Source organism: Serratia sp. KH_031 (assembly GCF_057839655.1).
Map to the genome: position 1 here is coordinate 4,658,325 of NZ_CM174496.1, position 20,950 is coordinate 4,679,274.

At 52.2% G+C, this 20,950-nt stretch carries 19 protein-coding genes; 12 read left to right on the forward strand and 7 right to left on the reverse strand.

All coding sequences use genetic code 11. The features are described from left to right. Nucleotides 1-51 precede the first annotated feature (51 nt). The 3 genes from metF to metB form a co-directional block, all read right to left on the reverse strand. The gene (gene metF / locus AC3ISQ_RS21080) at nucleotides 52-945 is read right to left on the reverse strand and encodes a methylenetetrahydrofolate reductase (RefSeq protein ID WP_489349664.1); all 894 of its coding nucleotides are present in this window, start codon (nucleotides 943-945) and stop codon (nucleotides 52-54) included. A gap of 215 nt (nucleotides 946-1,160) precedes the next feature. Then, entirely contained in the window at nucleotides 1,161-3,596 is a 2,436-nt protein-coding gene (locus AC3ISQ_RS21085) for a bifunctional aspartate kinase/homoserine dehydrogenase II (RefSeq protein ID WP_489349666.1), read from the reverse strand. 2 nt (nucleotides 3,597-3,598) lie between these two features. Further along, a complete protein-coding gene (gene metB, locus AC3ISQ_RS21090) occupies nucleotides 3,599-4,759 on the reverse strand; it encodes a cystathionine gamma-synthase (protein WP_489349668.1) in 1,161 nt (386 codons plus the stop codon). A gap of 269 nt (nucleotides 4,760-5,028) precedes the next feature. On the opposite strand from metB, the gene metJ reads away from it, so the two are divergent. After that, on the forward strand, nucleotides 5,029-5,346 hold the full coding sequence (gene metJ / locus AC3ISQ_RS21095; protein WP_489349670.1) for a met regulon transcriptional regulator MetJ: 318 nt from the start codon (nucleotides 5,029-5,031) through the stop codon (nucleotides 5,344-5,346). 78 nt (nucleotides 5,347-5,424) lie between these two features. On the opposite strand, the gene rpmE is transcribed toward metJ, so the two are convergent. Then, nucleotides 5,425-5,640 carry a 50S ribosomal protein L31 gene (gene rpmE, locus AC3ISQ_RS21100; protein ID WP_489349672.1) on the reverse strand — a complete coding sequence of 72 codons (216 nt, stop codon included), beginning with the start codon at nucleotides 5,638-5,640 and terminating at the stop codon, nucleotides 5,425-5,427. 201 nt (nucleotides 5,641-5,841) lie between these two features. On the opposite strand from rpmE, the gene priA reads away from it, so the two are divergent. From priA to rraA, 7 genes are all read left to right on the forward strand, one after another. Beyond that, nucleotides 5,842-8,037, forward strand: coding sequence for a primosomal protein N' (gene priA / locus AC3ISQ_RS21105; protein WP_489349673.1), 2,196 nt, complete (start codon nucleotides 5,842-5,844; stop codon nucleotides 8,035-8,037). Nucleotides 8,038-8,243: 206 nt separating this feature from the next. Next, nucleotides 8,244-9,272, forward strand: a complete 1,029-nt coding sequence (cytR, locus tag AC3ISQ_RS21110) for a DNA-binding transcriptional regulator CytR (protein WP_489349675.1) — start codon at nucleotides 8,244-8,246, stop codon at nucleotides 9,270-9,272. A 73-nt stretch (nucleotides 9,273-9,345) separates the two neighbouring features. Next, nucleotides 9,346-10,248, forward strand: a complete 903-nt coding sequence (gene ftsN / locus AC3ISQ_RS21115; RefSeq protein ID WP_489349676.1) for a cell division protein FtsN — start codon at nucleotides 9,346-9,348, stop codon at nucleotides 10,246-10,248. A gap of 102 nt (nucleotides 10,249-10,350) precedes the next feature. Next, on the forward strand, nucleotides 10,351-10,890 hold the full coding sequence (gene hslV, locus AC3ISQ_RS21120; protein ID WP_489349678.1) for an ATP-dependent protease subunit HslV: 540 nt from the start codon (nucleotides 10,351-10,353) through the stop codon (nucleotides 10,888-10,890). A gap of 11 nt (nucleotides 10,891-10,901) precedes the next feature. Then, a complete protein-coding gene (hslU, locus tag AC3ISQ_RS21125) occupies nucleotides 10,902-12,236 on the forward strand; it encodes an ATP-dependent protease ATPase subunit HslU (RefSeq protein WP_489349680.1) in 1,335 nt (444 codons plus the stop codon). A gap of 99 nt (nucleotides 12,237-12,335) precedes the next feature. Further along, nucleotides 12,336-13,256, forward strand: a complete 921-nt coding sequence (locus AC3ISQ_RS21130; RefSeq protein WP_489349682.1) for a 1,4-dihydroxy-2-naphthoate polyprenyltransferase — start codon at nucleotides 12,336-12,338, stop codon at nucleotides 13,254-13,256. An 88-nt stretch (nucleotides 13,257-13,344) separates the two neighbouring features. Next, nucleotides 13,345-13,830, forward strand: coding sequence for a ribonuclease E activity regulator RraA (gene rraA / locus AC3ISQ_RS21135; RefSeq protein WP_489349683.1), 486 nt, complete (start codon nucleotides 13,345-13,347; stop codon nucleotides 13,828-13,830). A 58-nt stretch (nucleotides 13,831-13,888) separates the two neighbouring features. On the opposite strand, the gene zapB is transcribed toward rraA, so the two are convergent. Next, nucleotides 13,889-14,128, reverse strand: coding sequence for a septal ring assembly protein ZapB (gene zapB / locus AC3ISQ_RS21140; protein ID WP_489349685.1), 240 nt, complete (start codon nucleotides 14,126-14,128; stop codon nucleotides 13,889-13,891). Between the two features lie 531 nt (nucleotides 14,129-14,659). On the opposite strand from zapB, the gene AC3ISQ_RS21145 reads away from it, so the two are divergent. The 3 genes from AC3ISQ_RS21145 (at nucleotide 14,660) to glpX (ending at nucleotide 18,215) form a co-directional block, all read left to right on the forward strand. Further along, entirely contained in the window at nucleotides 14,660-15,505 is an 846-nt protein-coding gene (locus AC3ISQ_RS21145; RefSeq protein ID WP_489349687.1) for an MIP/aquaporin family protein, read from the forward strand. Nucleotides 15,506-15,576: 71 nt separating this feature from the next. Then, nucleotides 15,577-17,085, forward strand: coding sequence for a glycerol kinase GlpK (gene glpK / locus AC3ISQ_RS21150; protein WP_489349689.1), 1,509 nt, complete (start codon nucleotides 15,577-15,579; stop codon nucleotides 17,083-17,085). 119 nt (nucleotides 17,086-17,204) lie between these two features. Further along, the gene (gene glpX, locus AC3ISQ_RS21155) at nucleotides 17,205-18,215 is read left to right on the forward strand and encodes a class II fructose-bisphosphatase (RefSeq protein ID WP_489349691.1); all 1,011 of its coding nucleotides are present in this window, start codon (nucleotides 17,205-17,207) and stop codon (nucleotides 18,213-18,215) included. Nucleotides 18,216-18,254: 39 nt separating this feature from the next. On the opposite strand, the gene emrD is transcribed toward glpX, so the two are convergent. Then, nucleotides 18,255-19,439 carry a multidrug efflux MFS transporter EmrD gene (emrD, locus tag AC3ISQ_RS21160; protein WP_489349692.1) on the reverse strand — a complete coding sequence of 395 codons (1,185 nt, stop codon included), beginning with the start codon at nucleotides 19,437-19,439 and terminating at the stop codon, nucleotides 18,255-18,257. Between the two features lie 276 nt (nucleotides 19,440-19,715). Here emrD and fpr point away from each other — a divergent pair, with 276 nt between their 5' ends. Then, nucleotides 19,716-20,462, forward strand: a complete 747-nt coding sequence (gene fpr / locus AC3ISQ_RS21165; protein ID WP_489349694.1) for a ferredoxin--NADP(+) reductase — start codon at nucleotides 19,716-19,718, stop codon at nucleotides 20,460-20,462. Between the two features lies 1 nt (nucleotide 20,463). On the opposite strand, the gene AC3ISQ_RS21170 is transcribed toward fpr, so the two are convergent. After that, nucleotides 20,464-20,883 carry a DUF805 domain-containing protein gene (locus tag AC3ISQ_RS21170; protein WP_489353425.1) on the reverse strand — a complete coding sequence of 140 codons (420 nt, stop codon included), beginning with the start codon at nucleotides 20,881-20,883 and terminating at the stop codon, nucleotides 20,464-20,466. Nucleotides 20,884-20,950: the final 67 nt, after the last annotated feature.

Below are 20,950 nucleotides of genomic sequence, written 5' to 3' on the forward strand. Positions count from 1 at the left end.
CGTCCATAAACCTTATTTTACAAGCTTTCTTTCATAACCTAACGAATCTGTTTATGCCGCCACCGGACGAACACCCAACGTGTGGCAAATGGCATAACTCATTTCTGCACGGTTCAGAGTATAAAAATGGAAATCTTTTACTCCTTCGCGGCTGAGGATTTTCACCATGTCCATCGCAATATTGGCGCCGACCATTTTGCGTGTTTCCGCATCGTCGTCCAGCCCGTCAAACATGCTGGTCATCCAGCTTGGCACTCGCACGTTAGTCATGGTGGCAAAGCGCTGTAACTGCTTGAAGTTGGATACCGGCAAGATGCCCGGCACAATCTCGACATCAATCCCTGCGGTGACACAACGGTCACGGAAACGCAGATAACTTTCCACATCAAAGAAGAACTGAGTGATAGCGCGGTTAGCACCAGCATCAATCTTACGTTTTAGGTTGATCAAATCCGCCTGCGCGCTTTTCGCTTCAGGATGAACTTCTGGATAAGCCGCGACCGAAATATCGAAATCACCAACACCTTTCAGCAGTTCCACCAGATCGGTAGCGTACATTTCTGGCTTACCACCGCCCGGTGGCAGATCGCCACGCAATGCTACGATATGGCGAATCCCGCTGTTCCAGTAATCGGTAGCTATTTCGCGCAGTTGCTCGCGAGAAGCGTCGATACAAGTCAGGTGCGGTGCCGCTTCCAACCCCGTGCGCTCTTTGATGCCTTTGATGATGCTGTGAGTACGATCGCGCTCGCCTGAGTTTGCACCGTAAGTTACGGAGACAAATTTAGGTTTCAGGCTGCTCAGACGATCGATCGACTGCCACAGGGTGCCTTCCATCTCGCTGGTGCGCGGCGGGAAAAATTCAAACGATACATTAATCTGGCCGTTTAACTCTGCCAGGCTCTGATTCAGCGCTTCCCGCTGGTTTGCGTGGAAAAAACTCATACCCTGTCTGCCTCTTGTCGATCGCGATTTAGCTTTATTTTAATAAGCGTCTATACGTTTAGACGTCTAGATAGAAAATGCCGTATGTCGGCTAAAGAGTCAACAGGAAAAGTGAGGGAGTTAGATGATTAATGTTCACCGATGAGATGAAGGAATTTCATTTTCAACAACGGGGAGGGAGATTGCAGGGCGCGAATCAACGCGCCCTTGAGAAATTAAAGCAGTTGTGCCAAACGGTTAAGGTCAGACTGGATCGCCCCAGCCGTCACATCACGCCCGGCACCCGGCCCACGGATCACCAGCGGATTATCGCGATACCAGCGGCTTTCAATAGCAAACACGTTGTCGCAAGGCAGCAACGAGGCCAGCGGATGGTCGGGTCGCACCGCTTCTACACCGACACGCGCCTTGCCATTGGCGTCGAAACGCGCCACGTGACGCAGCACCAAGCCCATTTCGCTCGCCGCTTCAAAGCGTTGCAGCATTTGCTGGTTCAAGGCATCACCATTCTCGAAGAACTGATCGACCGACCCGTTCTCCGCGCCGGCAGGAACCAACGATTCCACACGCACCTGATTCGGTTCGATGTCATAACCCGCCTCACGCGCCAAAATCACCAGCTTACGCATCACGTCTTGCCCAGACAGATCGACGCGCGGATCGGGTTCAGTCAACCCTTGTTGCCATGCCTGATCCACTAGATCGGTGAAAGGCACCGTGCCGTCGAATTGTAAGAACAACCAAGACAACGTGCCGGAGAAGATACCGCTGATCGCCAGAATACTATCGCCGCTGTCGCGTAGATCGCGCACCGTGTGGTTGACGGGCAACCCAGCACCCACGGTGGCGTTATACAGCCAATGGCGACCGGTTTTAGCAAACGCATCACGGATCTGGCGATAGTTATCGCTGCTAGATGCCCCAGCCAGTTTATTGGCGCTAATTACGTGGAAACCGTAGCTGGCGAAATCCAAGTACTGCTGCGCCAAGTTTTCACTGGCAGTCACATCAAGCACCACCAAATCGTCGAACGGATGCGCACGCATCCACAAGAACAGAGATTCTTCATCCAGCTCCTGCGCTTCTTCTTCAAAGAACGCCAACGTGCGGCTGGTATCCAATCCGTCGTAATTCAACAGGCTGCGACGACTATCCACCACACCGGCCAAGGTAAATTCAAAACCACTGCGGGCAGAAATGTTCTTTTGCTCGCGAGCAAACAGCTCAAGCCAGCGCGAACCAATATTGCCTTTGCCAAACAGCACCAGACCGATGCGTTTTTCGGCTCGGAATAGCGTTTGGTGCAGCCCTTGGATCAATAACCCCGTCGGTCCCTGACGCAATACCGCCACTAGGCTGATACCGTCTTCCGCCTGCCAGATAAACTCCACCGGCTGATCTTGCAATTGCTGATAGAAACGGTGGCTGTGCAGCGGGTTCTTACAAACACCCGCGCCGACCAACGCCACTAACGCCAAACCTTCGCGCAGTTGTAGTTCGCCCGGTAATACCGACTCTTGCAAACTACGTAGCGCACTGCCTGCGACTTCAGCGGTGTAACACAATTGAATCAGGTTACGATCGGGATGAACGCCAATCGCCAGCGGTTTAAGCTGCGTGCGCTTCAACACCAAATCCAACTCTTTTTGCGCCAGTTTGAAATCGTGTTGCGGCGCAATGGTCAATTCAATCAGGCAAATGTCATCATGGCTGGTGACAATTTTCGCACCGGTACCGGAAGCCAGTACACGTTCGATACGCGTCGAACCTTGCTCAGGTTGATAACTACAACGCAATTGCAGATCGATATCGCTACCAGACACCGGTTGCAGGGTACGAGTATGCAGTACCGGAGCCGCCAAACGCGCCAGTTCGCTGGCTTCATCCAGTCGCAACAGTGGCAACAAGCAGGCATCTTTTACTTTACGTGGATCGGCGCTGTAAACCCCGGCGACGTCACTCCAAATCGTCACGCGCTCCACACCAGCCAATGCGCCGATCTGGGTCGCGGAATAGTCGCTGCCGTTGCGTCCTAACAGCACGGTTTCACCGGCTTCATTACGCGAAATAAAGCCGGTCACCACCAGACGTTTGCCCGGATGTTGTGCCAGCAGTTGTTGTAACAGCGGATAAGAGCGCCCCTCATCCACTTGCGGCTGTGCAGCGCGCTCGGCACGCAGGAAATCACGCGCATCCAGCCACGCGGCCTGTATATCCAACTTATTCAATACCGCCGCCATCAGACGCGCCGACCAGATCTCACCGTGCCCAACCACTTCGGCATAGGCGGCGTCATCAACCTTGTCGTCCAGCAATACCGCTAGACGCTCCAGATCCTGAATAAATGCCGCAATCAGCGGTTCCGCAGTCTCTGGTGGCAACAAACCACTGATCAACTCACTGTGATAACGACGTAGCGTTTGCTGCACCTGATGTGCGGAGAGACGGTCGCTCTGGCTCAGTTTCAACCAACTAATCAGTTGGTTAGTGGTGCTACCCGCCGCCGACACCACCATCATATCGCCCGGCTGGCTGTATTCAGCCATGATCCCTGCCACGCGCAGGTAACACTTCACATCCGCTAGGCTGCTGCCGCCAAATTTGTGCAGTTGACGCCCACTCACAGGCCCTGCTACCGCAATTGCATTCATGCTTACCTCGTTGCCGCCGCCTGGAAGGCTTGTTCCAGATCGGCAATCAAATCTTCACTGTCTTCAATACCCACAGAAATACGCAGCAGGCTCTCGGAGATGCCAGCAGCGGCACGCGCTTGCGCCGCCATACCAGCGTGAGTCATGGTCGCCGCGTGGGAAATCAAGCTTTCTACACCACCCAGCGATTCTGCCAAAGTGAACAATTCCAACGCCTTCAAGAAACGGCGTAGGACTGATTCATCACCATCCAGTTCAAAACTGAGCATCGCACCAAAACCACGTTGTTGCTTACGCGCAATCTCATGCCCTGGATTTTCCGGCAGGGAAGGATGATACAGCTTTTTCACCAATGGTTGCTGCTGTAAATAACTGACAATGGCTTGCGCGTTTTGTTGCGCCGCCTTGATGCGTGGCGATAGCGTACGCATACCGCGCAACAGTAGATAACTGTCAAATGCCCCGCCAGTGACGCCAATGTTGTTCGCCCACCATGCCAGTTCCACTGCCAGATCGGGATCTTTAGCAATGACGGCACCGGCTACCACGTCAGAGTGACCATTCAAATATTTGGTGCAGGAATGCACCACCAGATCGGCTCCGAGGCCGATAGGTTGCTGTAACGCCGGGCTGAGGAAGGTGTTATCCACAACGGCCAGCGCCCCCACTTCATGGGCTGCCTGACAAATGGCGGCAATATCCACCACACGCAGCAATGGGTTACTTGGGCTTTCGATCAGCACCAGTTTTGGCTTTTGTGCCAACGCCTGTTGCAATGCATCGCGATCACTTTGATCAACAAACAGCACGCGATAAGCACCACGTTTGGCCAAGCTATCGAACAGGCGGTAGCTGCCCCCGTAACAATCGTGCGGAGCCACCAGCAGATCGCCGGGCTTCAAAAATACGGTCGTCACCAGATGAACCGCCGACATTCCGCTGCTGGTCATCACCGCACCGGCACCCCCTTCCAATTCCGCCAGCGCCCGCTGCACCACATCACGCGTCGGATTGCCACGGCGTGAGTAATCATGAGCACGGGGTTGATTGAAATCGGTAAAGTTATAGGTGCTGGAAAGATGAATAGGCGGGACAACGCAGCCGTACTGTTCGTCATCGTTCAGACCGCTACGTACAGCAATGGTGGCAGGTTTACGCGTCATAAGTTGCTCGGCTCTCTGGTGAATGAAGCCTAAAGATTAATCGCAGTGACAATAGACGTCAATACATCTGGACATCTAAACTTCTTTGCGTATAGATTGAGCAAACTGACAATAACCGCTAAAATTATAGCGGTTTGAAGTGACAGTACGCCTCATCCAGTGACCCTGATCGCGTAAAGTCGACATTTATTTAGTGAGCGCAGTGAAGATCGGGCATAATTGGCCGGTTTTTAGAATTTTGTAATTTTCCGACAAATTTAAGGTGTCCCATGGCTGAGTGGAACGGCGAGTATGTCAGCCCCTACGCTGAACACGGTAAAAAAAGCGAGCAAGTAAAAAAAATCACGGTATCCATTCCGCTGAAGGTGCTGAAAATCCTCACCGACGAACGGACCCGTCGCCAGGTCAATAACCTGCGTCATGCCACCAACAGCGAATTGCTGTGCGAAGCGTTCCTGCACGCCTTTACCGGCCAACCGCTGCCGAACGATGAAGATCTACGTAAAGAACGTAGTGATGAAATCCCGGAAGCCGCAAAAGTGCTGATGCGTGAGCTAGGTGTTGATCCTGAGACTTGGGAATACTAAACACCCACTGGCAAACGTAGACCGCATAAACGAAAAAAGACACCCGAGGGTGTCTTTTTCATTTGGCAGTAAGAAATTTTATTTCTTAGCGCCTGGCATGCTGAAACGCTTGTTGAAGCGGTCAACACGACCACCGCTAGCAACATCACGCTGCTTGCCAGTGTAGAACGGGTGACATTCGCCACAAACGTCCAGGTTCAGATCGTGACCCACAGTGGAGTTGATCTTGATCACGTTACCGCAAGAACAAGTTGCAGTAACTGCTTCGTATTTTGGGTGAATACCTTTTTGCATGGGGAAAACCTCAGTTAAGGCCGTGTCGCTATCCAGCCCTACTCCGCCAGACACCACACGTGGTTAATAATAAATTATTGGTATCGAATTATACCAAAGGCGGCAAATTATACAGAATTGCTAGTGGCGCGCAATCGGAACCGTACATTTCACCGCCTAGCGTGTAAACTAACCGACAATTTTTGCCGTCTGGATGACCCCATGCCTGTTGTTCATGTTGCTATTGCGGTTCCGCTCGCTCGTACCTTCGACTACCTGCTGCCCGACGGGTTGCAACCAGTCGTCGGTGCGCGCATTCGCGTTCCTTGGGGCAAACAACAGACCATCGGTATCGTCACCGGATGTAGTGCCACCAGCGAACTACCGCTGGAAAAGCTAAAACCGATCGATTCAATTATCGACCACCAATCACTCTTCTCCACCAGCTTGTGGCGCATCCTGCACTGGGCCAGCGACTACTACCATTATCCCATCGGCGAAGTGCTGTTCCATGCGCTGCCAGTATTATTACGTCAAGGTAAACCCGCAGAAACCGCGCCGCTGTGGCAATGGTTTGCTACTGAACAAGGCCGTGCCACACCACCAGAAAGTCTGAAACGCGCACGTAAACAACAGCAAGCGTTGGCGGCATTATTACAACGCCCACTTTATCGCCATCAGGTCAGCGAATTGGATCTGACCGAAAGTGCTTTGCAAGCACTGCGAACCAAAGGGCTGGCCGATCTACGCTCGCAGGCGGTGACAGCACAAGACTGGCAACCCAATTTTGCAGTGTTAGGTGAACGCCTACGCTTGAATACCGAGCAGGCAACCGCCGTCGGCGCGATCCGCAGTGAAGATGAACAATTTGCCGCGTGGTTATTGGCCGGTGTGACCGGTTCCGGCAAGACCGAAGTCTATCTCAGCGTGCTAGAGAATATTCTGGCGAAAGGTAAACAAGCTTTGGTACTGGTGCCTGAGATTGGTCTAACGCCGCAAACCATCGCCCGATTCCGTGAACGTTTCAACGCACCGGTAGAGGTTCTGCACTCGGGCCTTAACGACAGCGAACGATTAGCCGTCTGGTTGCGGGCGCGTAGCGGCGAGGCGGCAATTGTTATCGGCACCCGCTCGGCGCTGTTCACCCCGTTTGCACGCCTGGGCGTGATCATTATTGATGAAGAGCACGACAGCTCTTACAAGCAACAAGAAGGTTGGCGCTACCATGCGCGCGATCTGGCGGTATTCCGCGCCCATGAAGAAAACATCCCAATGGTGATGGGTTCCGCGACGCCAGCGCTAGAAACTTTGCACAACGTACAATTGGGCAAATATCGTCAGTTAAAACTGACCCAACGCGCAGGCAACGCCAAACCCGCGACGCAACACCTGATCGATCTGAAGGGGTTACCCCTGAAGGTCGGGCTGTCACAGCCGTTGCTGAAAAGCATGCAATACCATCTAAAAGCCGGTAATCAGGTGATGTTGTTCCTCAACCGCCGTGGTTATGCGCCTGCATTGCTGTGCCATGAATGTGGTTGGATCGCCGAATGTCAGCGCTGTGACCATTACTACACTTACCATCAATATCAGCGCCAACTACGTTGCCACCATTGCGATAGTCAGCGCTCGGTGCCGCATCAGTGCCCGCAGTGTGGTTCGACGCATTTGGTGTCGGTCGGCGTCGGTACCGAGCAACTGGAAAATGAGTTAGCACCGCTGTTTCCAGCAACGCCGATCACCCGTATCGATCGCGATACCACTAGCCGTAAAGGCTCACTAGAGCAGCACTTAGCAGAAATTCACCAAGGCGATTCACGCATTCTTATTGGTACGCAAATGCTGGCCAAGGGGCACCATTTCCCGGATGTCACGCTGGTTGCTTTGTTAGATGTGGATGGCGCGCTGTTCTCCGCTGATTTTCGCTCCGCAGAACGTTTCGCCCAGTTGTATACCCAGGTCTCTGGCCGCGCCGGACGAGCGGGTAAACAAGGTGAAGTCTTGCTGCAAACCCATCATCCTGAACATCCGCTGCTACAAATTCTGCTCCAACAAGGTTATGACGCCTTCGCCAAACAGACGCTAGCCGAGCGCAACAGTGTGTTTCTGCCACCCTATACCAACCACATTATTGTGCGTTCGGAAGATCACGATAACCAACAGGCGCCGCTGTTCCTGCAACAGTTACGTAATTTACTGGAGAGTAGCCCGCTAAAAGATGATTCACTTTGGATTATGGGGCCGGTTCCTGCGCTGCAATCCAAGCGCAGTGGGCGTTTCCGCTGGCAATTATTGCTACAGCACCCCTCACGCCGCTTGCTGCAACAAGTGATGAAAAGCTCGTTACCGCTGGTGAGTACCTTGCCGCAAGCTCGTAAAGTGAAGTGGACGTTGGACGTTGATCCTATCGATAGTTGAACCCGGATAAGTCCGATTCAGCTTAAGCCATGCAAACGTTTACCCTTAAATTATGCGAGCGAACACGAAAAAACCTCCTTACGTCACACTTTTTATGCAAATTAGGTAACAAAAGCAGAGCGTAATCTGTTTAGAATATCTGCGAAGACATTTTTTGTCACTTGAGCGGTAGTCGCGTTGGCCTTGCCAGCGCAGGGGGAAAGGCGTTGGAACACAAGAAAGATTTACCCATGGCAACGATGAAAGACGTTGCCGAAATGGCAGGCGTTTCTACAGCCACCGTATCACGGGCGCTGATGAACCCGGAAAAGGTGTCAACGCCGACACGTCAGAAAGTCGAACAAGCGGTATTGGCCGTCGGTTACTCCCCTCATGCCCTTTCGCGCAACATTAAGCGCAATGAATCCCGAACCATCCTGGTGATCGTCCCGGATATTTGCGATCCATTTTTTGCCGATGTGATCCAAGGGATCGAGCATACCGCCGCGCAACAAGGTTATCTGGTCCTGATCGGCGATTGTGCTCAGCAAAACCAACAGGAACGCACCTTCGTTAATCTGATCATTACTAAACAAATCGATGGCATGTTACTGCTCGGCTCCAATTTGCCGTTCGACGCCAGTAAAGAAGAACAGCGCAACCTGCCGCCGATGGTGATGGCGAACGAGTTCGCACCAGAGCTGGAATTGCCAACGGTGCATATCGATAACCTAACCGCCGCTTTTGAGGCCGTGCACTATTTACATGAGCTTGGGCATCGGCATATCGCCTGTGTTGCCGGGCCGGAACAGATGCCGCTCAGCCATTATCGTCTGCAAGGTTACATTCAAGCCTTACGCCGTAATGGAATTAGTGTGGAAAGCGGCTATATTACCCGGGGTGATTTCACTTACGAAGCCGGAGCAGAGGCATTGATCGAGCTGATGGCACTGCCAACACCGCCAACCGCCATTTTCTGCCACAGTGATGTTATGGCCATTGGTGCGTTATCGCAGGCTAAGAAGATGGGGCTAAGCGTCCCTGAAGATCTCTCGATTGTCGGTTTTGATGACATCAAGCTGACACAATATTGCGATCCGCCACTGACTACGGTTGCCCAACCACGCTACCAAATTGGTCAGCAGGCTATGTTACTGTTATTAGAACAGTTGCATGGGCAAACGGTAGCCAGTGGTTCGCGCTTGTTAGATAGCGAACTGATTATCCGTGGTAGCACCGCGGCTCCTAAAAGCTAGTCAAATATTTTAGGGTTCAGTAACATGACGAGCTTATTTCTAAATAAAAACACAGCGGAATAGCGGAACAATAGTGGCACAAAGAGACTATGTAAGTCGTGGGCGCTCGGGAGCGCGGCGCAAGACCCCCAGCCGAAAGAAGAAAAGTTCTCCGAAGGTATCCAAAACCGTGGTGGCATTAGCCGTCGCCTTACTGGTGATCTTTGCCGGTGGTCTCTATTTCATTACCCATAATAAACCGGATGATGTGCTGCCACTGCCTTCACATAGCAACCGTCCTGGCAACGGCCTACCGCCGAAGCCGGAAGAGCGCTGGCGTTATATTAAAGAGCTGGAAAATCGTCAGATTGGTGTTCAAACCCCAACCGAACCTTCGGCTGGTGGCGAGATGAACGCCAAAACTCCACTGACCACAGAGCAGCGTCAATTGCTGGAGCAAATGCAGGCCGATATGCAGCAACGTCCGACACAACTTTCGGAAGTGCCGTATAACGATCCTGCACAGGCCGCAGCACGTGCTAATCAGCGCCAAACGACCACTCAGCAACCAATACAACAACCAGTACAGCAACAACAGCAGCAGCCAACGGCCAATCCGTCGCGCAGTCCGTTCAACAATGCGCCGACGACCGCACCGGTACAGCCGAAGACACAAGCCGTAACACCTCCGCCGGTAACCACCAAACCCGCGGAAGTGAAACCAAAACCGGAAGTAAAACCAGAAACACCGAAACCTGAGAAAGAAAAATCTCAGCGTTGGATGGTGCAATGTGGTTCATTCCGCGCCGTCGACCAAGCCGAATCGATCCGTGCGCAATTGGCGTTTGAAGGCATCGAAAGCCGCATTACTTCAGGCGGTGGCTGGAATCGTGTGGTACTCGGCCCCTACAGCACCCGTGCCGCAGCAGACAAAACGCTTTCGCGCCTGAAGGGTGTTGGCATGTCAAGTTGCATCCCCCTCTCCGTTGGGGGTTGAAAAGCGTTAATCCTCCCCCATCTATACTCTCAATATGCCTCGTAGCCTCTGCCAACGCGGAGACTACGAGGACTTCTTTCCGATTTTGACGAGGGTATGCTCGTGACAACAATTGTAAGCGTGCGCCGTAATGGCCAAGTAGTCATCGGTGGCGATGGTCAAGCCACATTGGGCAACACGGTAATGAAGGGCAACGTCAAAAAAGTACGTCGTCTGTACAACGATAAGGTGATTGCCGGTTTCGCTGGCGGCACCGCCGATGCCTTTACCCTGCTCGAACTGTTCGAACGTAAGCTGGAAATGCATCAAGGACACTTGGTCAAAGCCGCGGTAGAACTGGCGAAAGACTGGCGTACTGATCGAATTCTACGCAAGCTGGAAGCCTTGTTGGCGGTAGCCGATGAAAATACCTCGTTGATCATCACCGGTAACGGCGACGTGATGGAGCCAGAAGGTAGCCTAATCGCCATCGGTTCCGGCGGCCCCTACGCACAAGCCGCAGCACGTGCACTGTTGGAAAATACCGAGCTAAGTGCCCGCGAAATCACCGAGAAAGCACTCGGCATCGCAGGTGACATCTGTATTTACACCAACCATAACCTCACGATTGAAGAATTGCCTGCTAAAGCGCCAAAAGCGTAAGGATCGAAACCATGTCTGAAATGACCCCACGCGAAATTGTCAGCGAACTAGACAGCTATATCATCGGCCAACACAAGGCTAAACGTGCCGTAGCTATTGCCTTGCGTAACCGCTGGCGCCGGATGCAGCTCAGCGAAATGCTGCGTCATGAAGTCACACCAAAAAATATTCTGATGATCGGCCCAACCGGCGTTGGTAAAACCGAAATCGCCCGTCGTTTAGCTAAGTTGGCTAACGCACCGTTCATCAAAGTAGAAGCCACCAAATTCACCGAAGTTGGTTACGTAGGTAAAGAAGTGGATTCGATTATCCGCGATCTGACCGATGCGGCAGTGAAAATGGTGCGCCTACAATCGATCGAGAAAAACCGTAGCCGCGCAGAAGAAATGGCGGAAGAACGTATTCTCGATGTGCTGATCCCACCGGCTAAAAACAACTGGGGGCAAGCAGAAGGTCAGCAAGAGCCATCGGCAGCACGTCAGGCATTCCGCAAAAAACTGCGTGAAGGCCAATTAGACGACAAAGAGATCGAAATCGATTTGACGGCTGCGCCAATGGGCGTAGAAATCATGGCACCTCCAGGCATGGAGGAGATGACCAACCAACTGCAATCGATGTTCCAAAACATCGGTGGTCAAAAGCAGAAACCTCGTAAGCTGAAGATTAAAGAAGCCTTCAAATTGCTGATCGAGGAAGAAGCCGCCAAACTGGTGAATCCAGAAGAGCTGAAAGAACAAGCGATTGAAGCGGTTGAGCAGCATGGCATCGTGTTCATCGACGAGATAGACAAAATCTGTAAGCGTGGCGGTCAAAGCTCCGGTCCTGACGTTTCTCGCGAAGGTGTACAGCGCGATCTGCTGCCACTGGTGGAAGGTAGCACCATCTCCACCAAGCACGGCATGGTGAAAACCGATCATATTCTGTTTATCGCTTCCGGCGCATTCCAGGTTGCCAGCCCGTCCGATCTGATCCCTGAGCTGCAAGGTCGTCTGCCAATTCGTGTTGAGCTGCAAGCACTGAGCACTGAAGACTTCGAACGCATTCTGACTGAACCTAACGCCTCACTGACCGAGCAGTACAAAGCGCTGATGGCCACCGAAGGCGTCACCATCGATTTCACCGCCGACGGCATCCGCCGTATCGCTGAAGCCGCATGGCAAGTCAACGAAAGCACTGAGAACATCGGCGCGCGTCGTTTGCACACCGTGCTGGAACGTTTGATGGAGGATATTTCCTATGATGCGAGTGAAATCAACGGCCAATCGTTCCTCATTGATGCAGATTACGTCGGTAATCATTTAGATGAGCTGGTAGCAGATGAAGATCTAAGTCGTTTTATCCTATAATCGCTTTATCACTGTCCAAGCAGTTAATCAGTGTGGGAGGCAAACGCCTCCCACAGCTATTTCTACCGGACACAGCCTCTTGACCTATTGAAGCGAATAATGAGCTCATCAACCACCACCACCCCGGCTAAAGCCTGGTTGGAAAGTTTACGACCCAAAACGCTGCCATTGGCATTTGCCTCTATCGTTGTCGGTTCCGCTATCGCAGCCTGGCAAGGTAGCTTAAAACCTAGCGTTGCATTGTTAGCACTGCTGACTGCAGGCCTGCTGCAAATTCTCTCTAACCTAGCGAATGACTACGGCGACGCGGTAAAGGGCAGCGACAAAGAAGACCGCATCGGCCCTTTGCGTGGTATGCAAAAAGGCATGATTACCCAAGCGCAGATGAAACGCGCATTGATTATCACTGTGGGGCTGATCATTATCGCGGGCAGTTCATTAATTGCCGTTGCTTGCGAGCAGCCAAGCGATGTCGTCGGTTTCTTGGTATTGGGTGGGTTATCGATCATCGCCGCTATCACTTACACCGTCGGTACCAAACCCTATGGTTATCTGGGCTTGGGTGATATTTCGGTGTTGGTGTTCTTTGGCTGGCTCAGCGTGGCGGGCTCTTACTATTTGCAAGCCCACCACTTCGATAGCATTGTGATGTTACCCGCCACTGCCTGCGGCTTACTGGCAGCGGCCGTGTTGAACATTAATAATTTGCGCGATATCGAAAGCGATCGTGAAAATGGCAAGAATACGCTGGCGGTACGCCTTGGCCCGCGAAAAGCTCGCTATTACCACATCGGTTTGTTAATTTCCGCCGTGTTGTGTTTTGCCCTATTTGTCCTGATCAACCTGCATGGCTTCTGGGGTTGGTTGTTTGTCTTGGCAACGCCATTGCTGTATCGCCACGGCATTCGTGTATTACATGACAAAACGGCAATCGGTATGCGCCCGATGCTGGAACACATGGTCAAAGCTGCCTTGTTGATTAATATCCTCTTTGCTATTGGCGTAGTACTTAGCAAATAGTCGTCTCAACTAACAACTGATGATTTTGCCAACAGGGTAAATAAAGGGATATACTGGTTATTCCAGCGGCAACCAGACGTAAACTCTTATGAAATACGATACTTCCGAACTTTGTGACATTCATCAGGATGAGGTCAACGTGGTTGAACCTCTATTCTCTAATTTTGGTGGGCGTACTTCATTTGGCGGGCAGATCATTACGGTGAAATGCTTTGAAGATAATGGCCTGCTTTACGATCTGCTCGGCGAAAATGGCCTCGGTAAAGTGCTGCTGGTTGACGGTGGCGGTTCGGTACGACGCGCGTTAATTGATGCAGAATTAGCTGCGTTAGCGACTCAGAACGAGTGGGAAGGGATCGTAGTTTACGGTGCGGTGCGCCAAGTAGACGACTTGGAAGAACTGGACATCGGCATTCAAGCGATGGCGGCCATTCCTGTGGGTGCTGCGAGTGAAGGTATTGGCGAGAGCGATGTTCGCGTCAACTTCGGTGGCGTCACCTTCTTCTCTGGCGATCATCTGTATGCCGATAACACCGGCATCATCCTTTCTGAAGAACCACTCGATATCGAGTAACCTCCAGATATGATAAAGGGCACTTGCGGTGCCCTTTTCAATCGCAGAGTAAAACGGATCAAACTTCTTCCATTTTACCCAACAGCGCACGCAGGCGATCTTGCCATACGTGCTGTTCTTCTTTCAGTTGCTGGTTCTCACGCACCAATGACTCATGGTTACCAGTGGCATTCTGAACTTCCTGCGACAGGGTGTTGTTCTTCTCTTTCAGCTCTTCGATTTCCATCTGCAACAAAGTGATGGTATCAATCGCCTGCTGAACTTTTGACTCCAATTTTTCAAATACTTCAAATGACATTCTTCAGTCCCCTCATGATAGCAAGGCGTACATTTATAAGTAGCGCCGCAAATCAAGTTGCAGCTGCTGCGAATATGCTCGCGCCAGGTGACACGCGCTAAGTAGAAAACGCGCCTGTCTCGATAAAATGCTTCTCCCAATACAATCGATTGTAAGTAGCCTGCCCCCCACTGTCTAGCAGCATACTGGCTTCCCAAGCAGCTTGTAGCAATTTTCTGACCACGACTATCAGCAAAAACCGAAAGAAGATCCCTTTTCGTCACACGAATTGTTAATGAATAGAAACTAAAGCACTGGTCAGATCACACTTTTATCGCGCAGAAAAAGTGCTTCATGGCGCGAATTCGCTCAATTTTATGACGGAGTACACAGATTATGATTTCGCTATTTCTCGTTTATGCTCGTTAACGATAAATTCACATCACGTCCTCAATTCAAAAATTGGACGAAATATAAAAAATGTACCCATAGACCGAAGGTTACCTCCATCGGATCTATAAACCGATAACCGTCTCTCAGGACAACAACATTATGAGCCAAACCACCAGCCCTACCTTAAAAGGCCAATGTATCGCCGAGTTCCTCGGTACCGGCCTGTTGATCTTCTTTGGCGTAGGTTGTGTTGCGGCGCTGAAACTGGCAGGTGCCAGCTTCGGCCAGTGGGAAATCAGTATCATTTGGGGCCTGGGTGTTTCCATGGCCATCTATCTGACCGCCGCCATCTCCGGCGCGCACCTGAACCCAGCCGTTACCCTCGCACTATGGCTGTTTGCCTGCTTTGATGGACGCAAAGTACTTCCTTACATTGTTGCGCAGGTTGCCGGAGCCTTCTGCGCAGCAGCGTTGGTCTACGGGTTATACTACAACCTGTTTATCGACTTTGAAGCCAGCCACAATATGGTGCGTGGCAGCGTTGAAAGCCTCAACCTAGCGAGTATCTTCTCGACTTACCCGAATCCGCATATCTCTGTCATGCAGGCATTCTTGGTAGAAACCGTGATTACCGCCATCCTGATGTGTCTGATTCTGGCACTGACCGACGATGGCAACGGCATTCCTCGCGGCCCGCTAGCACCGGTGTTGATCGGTATCTTGATCGCGGTAATTGGTGCTTCAATGGGGCCATTGACCGGTTTCGCACTGAACCCAGCTCGTGATTTTGGCCCGAAACTGTTTGCTTATCTGGCAGGCTGGGGTGAAGTTGCCTTTACTGGCGCCCGTGACATCCCTTACTTCCTAGTTCCGATCTTTGGCCCAATTCTCGGTGCTGGTCTAGGTGCCTTCGGCTATCGCGCCCTGATTGGTCGCCACTTGCCATGTGATGTCTGTGTAGTGGAAGACGAACCTACAACTAAAGCCCAACAACGCAAGGCGTGATTGGTGCAATTCGATACCCTTCGTCCTAACGGATGAAGGGTAGACCGGTTAACAACAGCAGGATTAACAGCATGACGACTGAAAAAAAATACATGGTTGCTCTCGACCAAGGAACCACCAGCTCACGCGCTGTGGTACTCGATCATGATGCGAATATCGTGGCGGTTTCCCAGCGCGAATTCACGCAAATCTACCCAAAAGCGGGCTGGGTCGAACACGATCCGATGGAGATCTGGTCTAGCCAAAGCTCTACGCTGGTCGAAGTGCTGGCAAAAGCCGACATCAGCTCCGATCAAATTGCCGGTATCGGTATCACCAACCAGCGTGAAACTACTATCGTCTGGGAAAAGGAAACCGGCAAACCGGTGTATAACGCCATTGTTTGGCAATGTCGTCGTACTGCGGATATCTGCGAAAAACTCAAGCGTGATGGTCTGGAAGAGTACATCCGTCATAACACTGGCTTAGTCGTTGACCCGTATTTTTCCGGCACCAAAGTAAAATGGATCCTTGATAACGTCGAGGGGGCTCGCGAACGCGCCAAGCGTGGCGAATTGCTGTTCGGTACCGTCGACACCTGGCTGGTGTGGAAAATGACGCAAGGACGGGTGCACGTCACCGATTACACCAACGCCTCTCGTACCATGCTGTTCAACATCCACGAGCTGGATTGGGACGAGCGTATGCTGGAAGTGCTGGATATTCCACGCGCCATGCTGCCAAAAGTTCGTCCATCATCCGAAGTTTACGGCCAAACCAACATCGGTGGTAAAGGCGGGACGCGTATTCCCATCGCCGGTATCGCCGGTGACCAACAGGCGGCGCTGTACGGCCAACTCTGTGTTCAGCCGGGGATGGCGAAAAACACTTACGGCACCGGCTGCTTCCTGCTGATGAACACTGGCAAAGAAGCAGTACGTTCCAGTCACGGTCTGTTGACCACCATCGCCTGCGGCCCACGCGGTGAAGTGAACTACGCGCTGGAAGGGGCGGTGTTTATCGGCGGTGCATCTATCCAATGGCTGCGTGACGAGATGAAGTTAATCAGCGATGCCACCGACTCCGAATACTTCGCCACCAAGGTCAAAGACAGCAACGGCGTGTATGTGGTGCCCGCATTTACCGGTTTGGGTGCGCCTTATTGGGACCCGTATGCCCGCGGGGCTATCTTCGGCCTGACCCGTGGCGTGAACAGCAACCACATCATCCGTGCGACGCTGGAGTCTATCGCTTATCAAACCCGTGACGTGCTGGATGCGATGCAAGCCGATGCTAATACCCGTCTGCAATCGCTGCGAGTGGACGGTGGCGCAGTCGCCAATAACTTCCTGATGCAGTTCCAGTCCGACATCTTGGGAACCCGCGTTGAGCGCCCTGAAGTGCGTGAAGTCACGGCGCTGGGTGCCGCTTACCTTGCCGGTCTAGCGGTGGGCTACTGGAATGATCTGGATGAAGTGAAGAGCAAAGCGACCATTGAGCGCGAGTTCCGCCCAGGTATTGAAACCACCGAACGTAACTTCCGTTACAGCGGTTGGAAAAAAGCCGTCGCACGCGCGCAGGCGTGGGAAGATCACGACTAAGTTAATCTGTTGTTTCCCCCTGATTAGCGCGGCCCTCGGGCGGCGCTTTTTTTTGCCTCGCTGCACGCTGTGATAGACTTCATCAATATTTCCTTCCTTTTATCACTAGCAGGTTTGCCATGAAACGTGAATTAGCCATCGAGTTCTCCCGCGTCACCGAAGCTGCCGCACTGGCCGGTTACAAATGGCTCGGGCGCGGTGACAAAAATGCCGCCGACGGTGCCGCCGTTAACGCAATGCGCATTATGCTCAATAACGTCGATATTGATGGTCGTATTGTTATCGGTGAAGGCGAGATCGATGAAGCGCCAATGCTGTATATCGGCGAGCAAGTGGGTAGCGGCAAAGGTGATGCGGTAGACATCGCCGTCGATCCGATCGAAGGCACTCGCATGACCGCCATGGGACAATCCAATGCACTCGCGGTACTGGCGGTGGGCGACCGTGGTAGCTTCTTACACGCACCAGATATGTATATGGAAAAACTGGTGGTTGGCCCCGAAGCCCGTGGCGCTATCGATCTTAATCTGCCGTTAGCAGACAACCTGCGTAATGTTGCCAATCGCCTCGGCAAACCGCTAACAGAATTGACTGTGATTACGTTGGCAAAACCGCGCCATGATGGCGTGATCGCCCAAATGCAGCAAATGGGTGTGAAAGTATTCGCCATTCCAGACGGCGACGTGGCGGCTTCCATCCTCACCTGTATACCAGAAAGCGAAGTTGACGTGATGTATGGCATCGGCGGTGCCCCAGAAGGCGTGATCTCAGCGGCAGTGATCCGCGCATTAGACGGTGATATGCAGGCGCGTTTGCTACCACGCCATGAGGTGAAAGGCGACAATGCCGAGAATCGTCGTATGGGCGAGGCCGAGTTAGCGCGTTGCAAAGAGATGGGCATTGAGGCCGGGAAAGTCTTGCTATTGGACGATATGGCGCGTAACGACAACGTGATTTTCTCCGCCACCGGCATCACCAAAGGCGATCTGCTGGACGGTATCAGTCGCAAAGGTAATATGGCAACCACCGAAACCCTGTTGATCCGTGGTAAATCGCGCACCATTCGCCGTATCCGTTCGACCCATTATCTGGATCGCAAAGACCCTGCGTTGCACACATTCTTGCTGTAAAAAGTCAGGGCGCTGATTTTGAATTGGCGCCCTGGTATTTTATGCGGTATGACCTTGGTGTTGCATTCGGTTAGATAGCGGCCACCAACACAGCAGAATCAACAGCGCCATGGCAAACATCAGTAACCCTAGGCTGAACTGCCCAGTCTGTGGCAACATCGCCGATAGCCACGTCGCCAAACCAGACCCCATGTTCTGCATCCCACCGACCAATGCACCCGCAGCACCTGCCAGATAAGGGAACGGCTCCATCGCGCCAGTCGTTGCCAGTGGGAACAACATCCCCGCACCAAAGAAGAACAATGCCGCCGGAACGATCAACGTCCAGATATTCATCACCCCGAACCAGCCCGGTATCCACATCATCAATCCCGCCAACAGGCAACTAATCACCGAATGCCACATCAGTTGATGGAAAGCTTTACCGTCACGCCCGGCATACCAAGCGCCAAAGAACGCCGCCGGGATCGGTAGGATAAATAGGATACTCACGGTCAAACCGCTCAACCCCAGAACACCGCCCATCAGCACGCCACAACTGGCTTCAAATACTGCAATTCCTGCCAATGCGCCAATCAGCATCACCAGATAGCAGCTAAAACTACGGTCTGACAACAACTGACGGAAACTGGATAGCATCGCCCGTTTTTCTGTTTGTTGCGGACGAGTTTCCGGCAACCAACGGAACATGGCAAACGCCACACCAAGACACAACACAAGTAGGAAGGCATAGCTGGCACGCCAACCGAAGAACAGCGCCAATGCCCCACCGATCATCGGAGCCAATAACGGACTCACCAAAATACCCATATTCAACAGGCTGTTGGCATAACGTAATGAGGTGCCCGCGTACAAATCTCGCGGCATGGTACGCGCCATCACCCCGGCCACCCCGGTACCCAACCCTTGGATCGCACTGGCGGCGACCAACATGTTCAGGTTATTAGACAGCAATGCCCCTAACGCCCCGATCATAAAAATCATCATCCCACTCAAAATCACCGGACGGCGACCAATACGATCCGACAAAGGACCATAAACCAGTTGCGAAAAACCATAAGTCATCAAATACGCTGCCATTACGCGTTGTACCGCGCCAGCACGTACCGATAACGCCTGCGCCATCTCGGCAATATTAGGAACATAAATAGTCTGTGCCATTTGGCCAACGGCCACTAGCAAGATCAACATCACGAGCAGGTGAAAATTCTCTAATTTTCTCATTATCTTTTCTAAAATATTAATTTTTGATGAATTAACACAATAAATGGGCAACCTTCTGCGGTGGCATAGGTTAACAAATCTGTTTTTTTTAGCGAGAGCCGGGGTCATGATTGTTCGCAAATAGACTGGCAGAAAACACCGCCATCCTCGTAAATTAAACTGTACGTCTGACGATAATCACCTTTCATCTTTAGCATTTAATCGATAATTATTTTCATCGACTTGCAATAAGATGACGCCACAACAAACGAGTTTATAAATCGGGAGCGTTGAGTAATGGCTGAATGGGTTAATGGCAAAGTGACGCAGGTAGAGCAATGGACAGAGAGCTTATTCAGCATCACCGTTCATGCGCCAATTGATCCCTTCACCGCGGGGCAATTTGCCAAACTGGCGTTGGAGGTGAATGGTGAACGAGTACAGCGGGCGTATTCTTACGTTAACGCTCCCAACGATGCCAATCTGGAGTTCTACCTGGTCACGGTACCGGAGGGGAAACTCAGCCCACGCCTCAACCAACTACAACCCGGCTCAGAAGTGATGGTGACTAAAGAGGCCGCGGGCTTCTTCGTGCTGGACGAGGTGCCAGATTGCGAGACGTTATGGATGTTGGCGACCGGTACCGCTATCGGCCCGTATTTATCCATTCTTCAGGAAGGTAAAGGGCTGGACCGCTTCAAAAACTTAGTGTTGGTACATGCCGCCCGCTTGTCGCAAGACCTGAGCTATTTACCATTAATGCAGCAATTGGAGCAGCGTTATAACGGTAAGCTGCGCATCCAATGCGTCGTCAGCCGGGAGGAAGTCGCAGGAACTTTGACGGGGCGCGTTCCTGCACTGATTGAAAGTGGTCAACTAGAAACGGCGGTCGGTTTGCCTATCAATGTAGAAACCAGCCACGTCATGCTATGCGGTAACCCACAAATGGTGCGCGATACCCAGCAACTGCTGAAAGAAACCCGCGGCATGACCAAACACCTGCGCCGCAAACCCGGTCATATGACCAGCGAACAATACTGGTAAGTTACCAGTACTTGACCGGTTCGGCTTCCGGGCCGAAACGGTTATCGCCCGGCGTACCGACAAATGCACCGAGATCGATCAGTATCATCACGATAATCAGCGTTGGGACAAAACGCCCGACACCCCACTGCCAGATCGGTGCCAACATCTGCCAGTTACCGACAGCCAGCAACCACGCCAGAATCAACAACAGCGCCCACCAGCCCGCTTTGTTGCGATCGTGTAGGCGTTTAACCAACACCGCAGCCGTCGGCCACAGCAAGGCGACAATAAAGAATGAGATGGTTTGAATCGGTACCCAGTTGTAGCTGGCGAGTGTAAAGGCGATCACCATTAGAACCAGCCATGCTCCCATCCAGATCCAAAAATCACGTCGCCCAATACGGCCTTTAAACGAAAAGCACCACTGCTGTAATGTCATTGATTCCTGCGCTGTTAATCTGCCCATATTCTGCGCCGCAGTGTAACATAGAGTGTCTGCGCGCGAT

Excerpts from the sequence above, each read along its gene's own strand:
- glpK (WP_489349689.1), top strand. The coding sequence starts at position 15,577 with ATGACGACTGAAAAAAAATACATGGTTGCTCTCGACCAAGGAACCACC.
- metF (WP_489349664.1), bottom strand. The coding sequence starts at position 945 with ATGAGTTTTTTCCACGCAAACCAGCGGGAAGCGCTGAATCAGAGCCTG.
- rpmE (WP_489349672.1), bottom strand. The coding sequence starts at position 5,640 with ATGCAAAAAGGTATTCACCCAAAATACGAAGCAGTTACTGCAACTTGT.
- AC3ISQ_RS21170 (WP_489353425.1), bottom strand. The coding sequence starts at position 20,883 with ATGACATTACAGCAGTGGTGCTTTTCGTTTAAAGGCCGTATTGGGCGA.
- zapB (WP_489349685.1), bottom strand. The coding sequence starts at position 14,128 with ATGTCATTTGAAGTATTTGAAAAATTGGAGTCAAAAGTTCAGCAGGCG.
- metB (WP_489349668.1), bottom strand. The coding sequence starts at position 4,759 with ATGACGCGTAAACCTGCCACCATTGCTGTACGTAGCGGTCTGAACGAT.
- fpr (WP_489349694.1), top strand. The coding sequence starts at position 19,716 with ATGGCTGAATGGGTTAATGGCAAAGTGACGCAGGTAGAGCAATGGACA.
- rraA (WP_489349683.1), top strand. The coding sequence starts at position 13,345 with ATGAAATACGATACTTCCGAACTTTGTGACATTCATCAGGATGAGGTC.
- AC3ISQ_RS21130 (WP_489349682.1), top strand. The coding sequence starts at position 12,336 with ATGAGCTCATCAACCACCACCACCCCGGCTAAAGCCTGGTTGGAAAGT.
- AC3ISQ_RS21145 (WP_489349687.1), top strand. The coding sequence starts at position 14,660 with ATGAGCCAAACCACCAGCCCTACCTTAAAAGGCCAATGTATCGCCGAG.
- glpX (WP_489349691.1), top strand. The coding sequence starts at position 17,205 with ATGAAACGTGAATTAGCCATCGAGTTCTCCCGCGTCACCGAAGCTGCC.
- AC3ISQ_RS21085 (WP_489349666.1), bottom strand. The coding sequence starts at position 3,596 with ATGAATGCAATTGCGGTAGCAGGGCCTGTGAGTGGGCGTCAACTGCAC.
- emrD (WP_489349692.1), bottom strand. The coding sequence starts at position 19,439 with ATGAGAAAATTAGAGAATTTTCACCTGCTCGTGATGTTGATCTTGCTA.
- metJ (WP_489349670.1), top strand. The coding sequence starts at position 5,029 with ATGGCTGAGTGGAACGGCGAGTATGTCAGCCCCTACGCTGAACACGGT.
- priA (WP_489349673.1), top strand. The coding sequence starts at position 5,842 with ATGCCTGTTGTTCATGTTGCTATTGCGGTTCCGCTCGCTCGTACCTTC.
- hslU (WP_489349680.1), top strand. The coding sequence starts at position 10,902 with ATGTCTGAAATGACCCCACGCGAAATTGTCAGCGAACTAGACAGCTAT.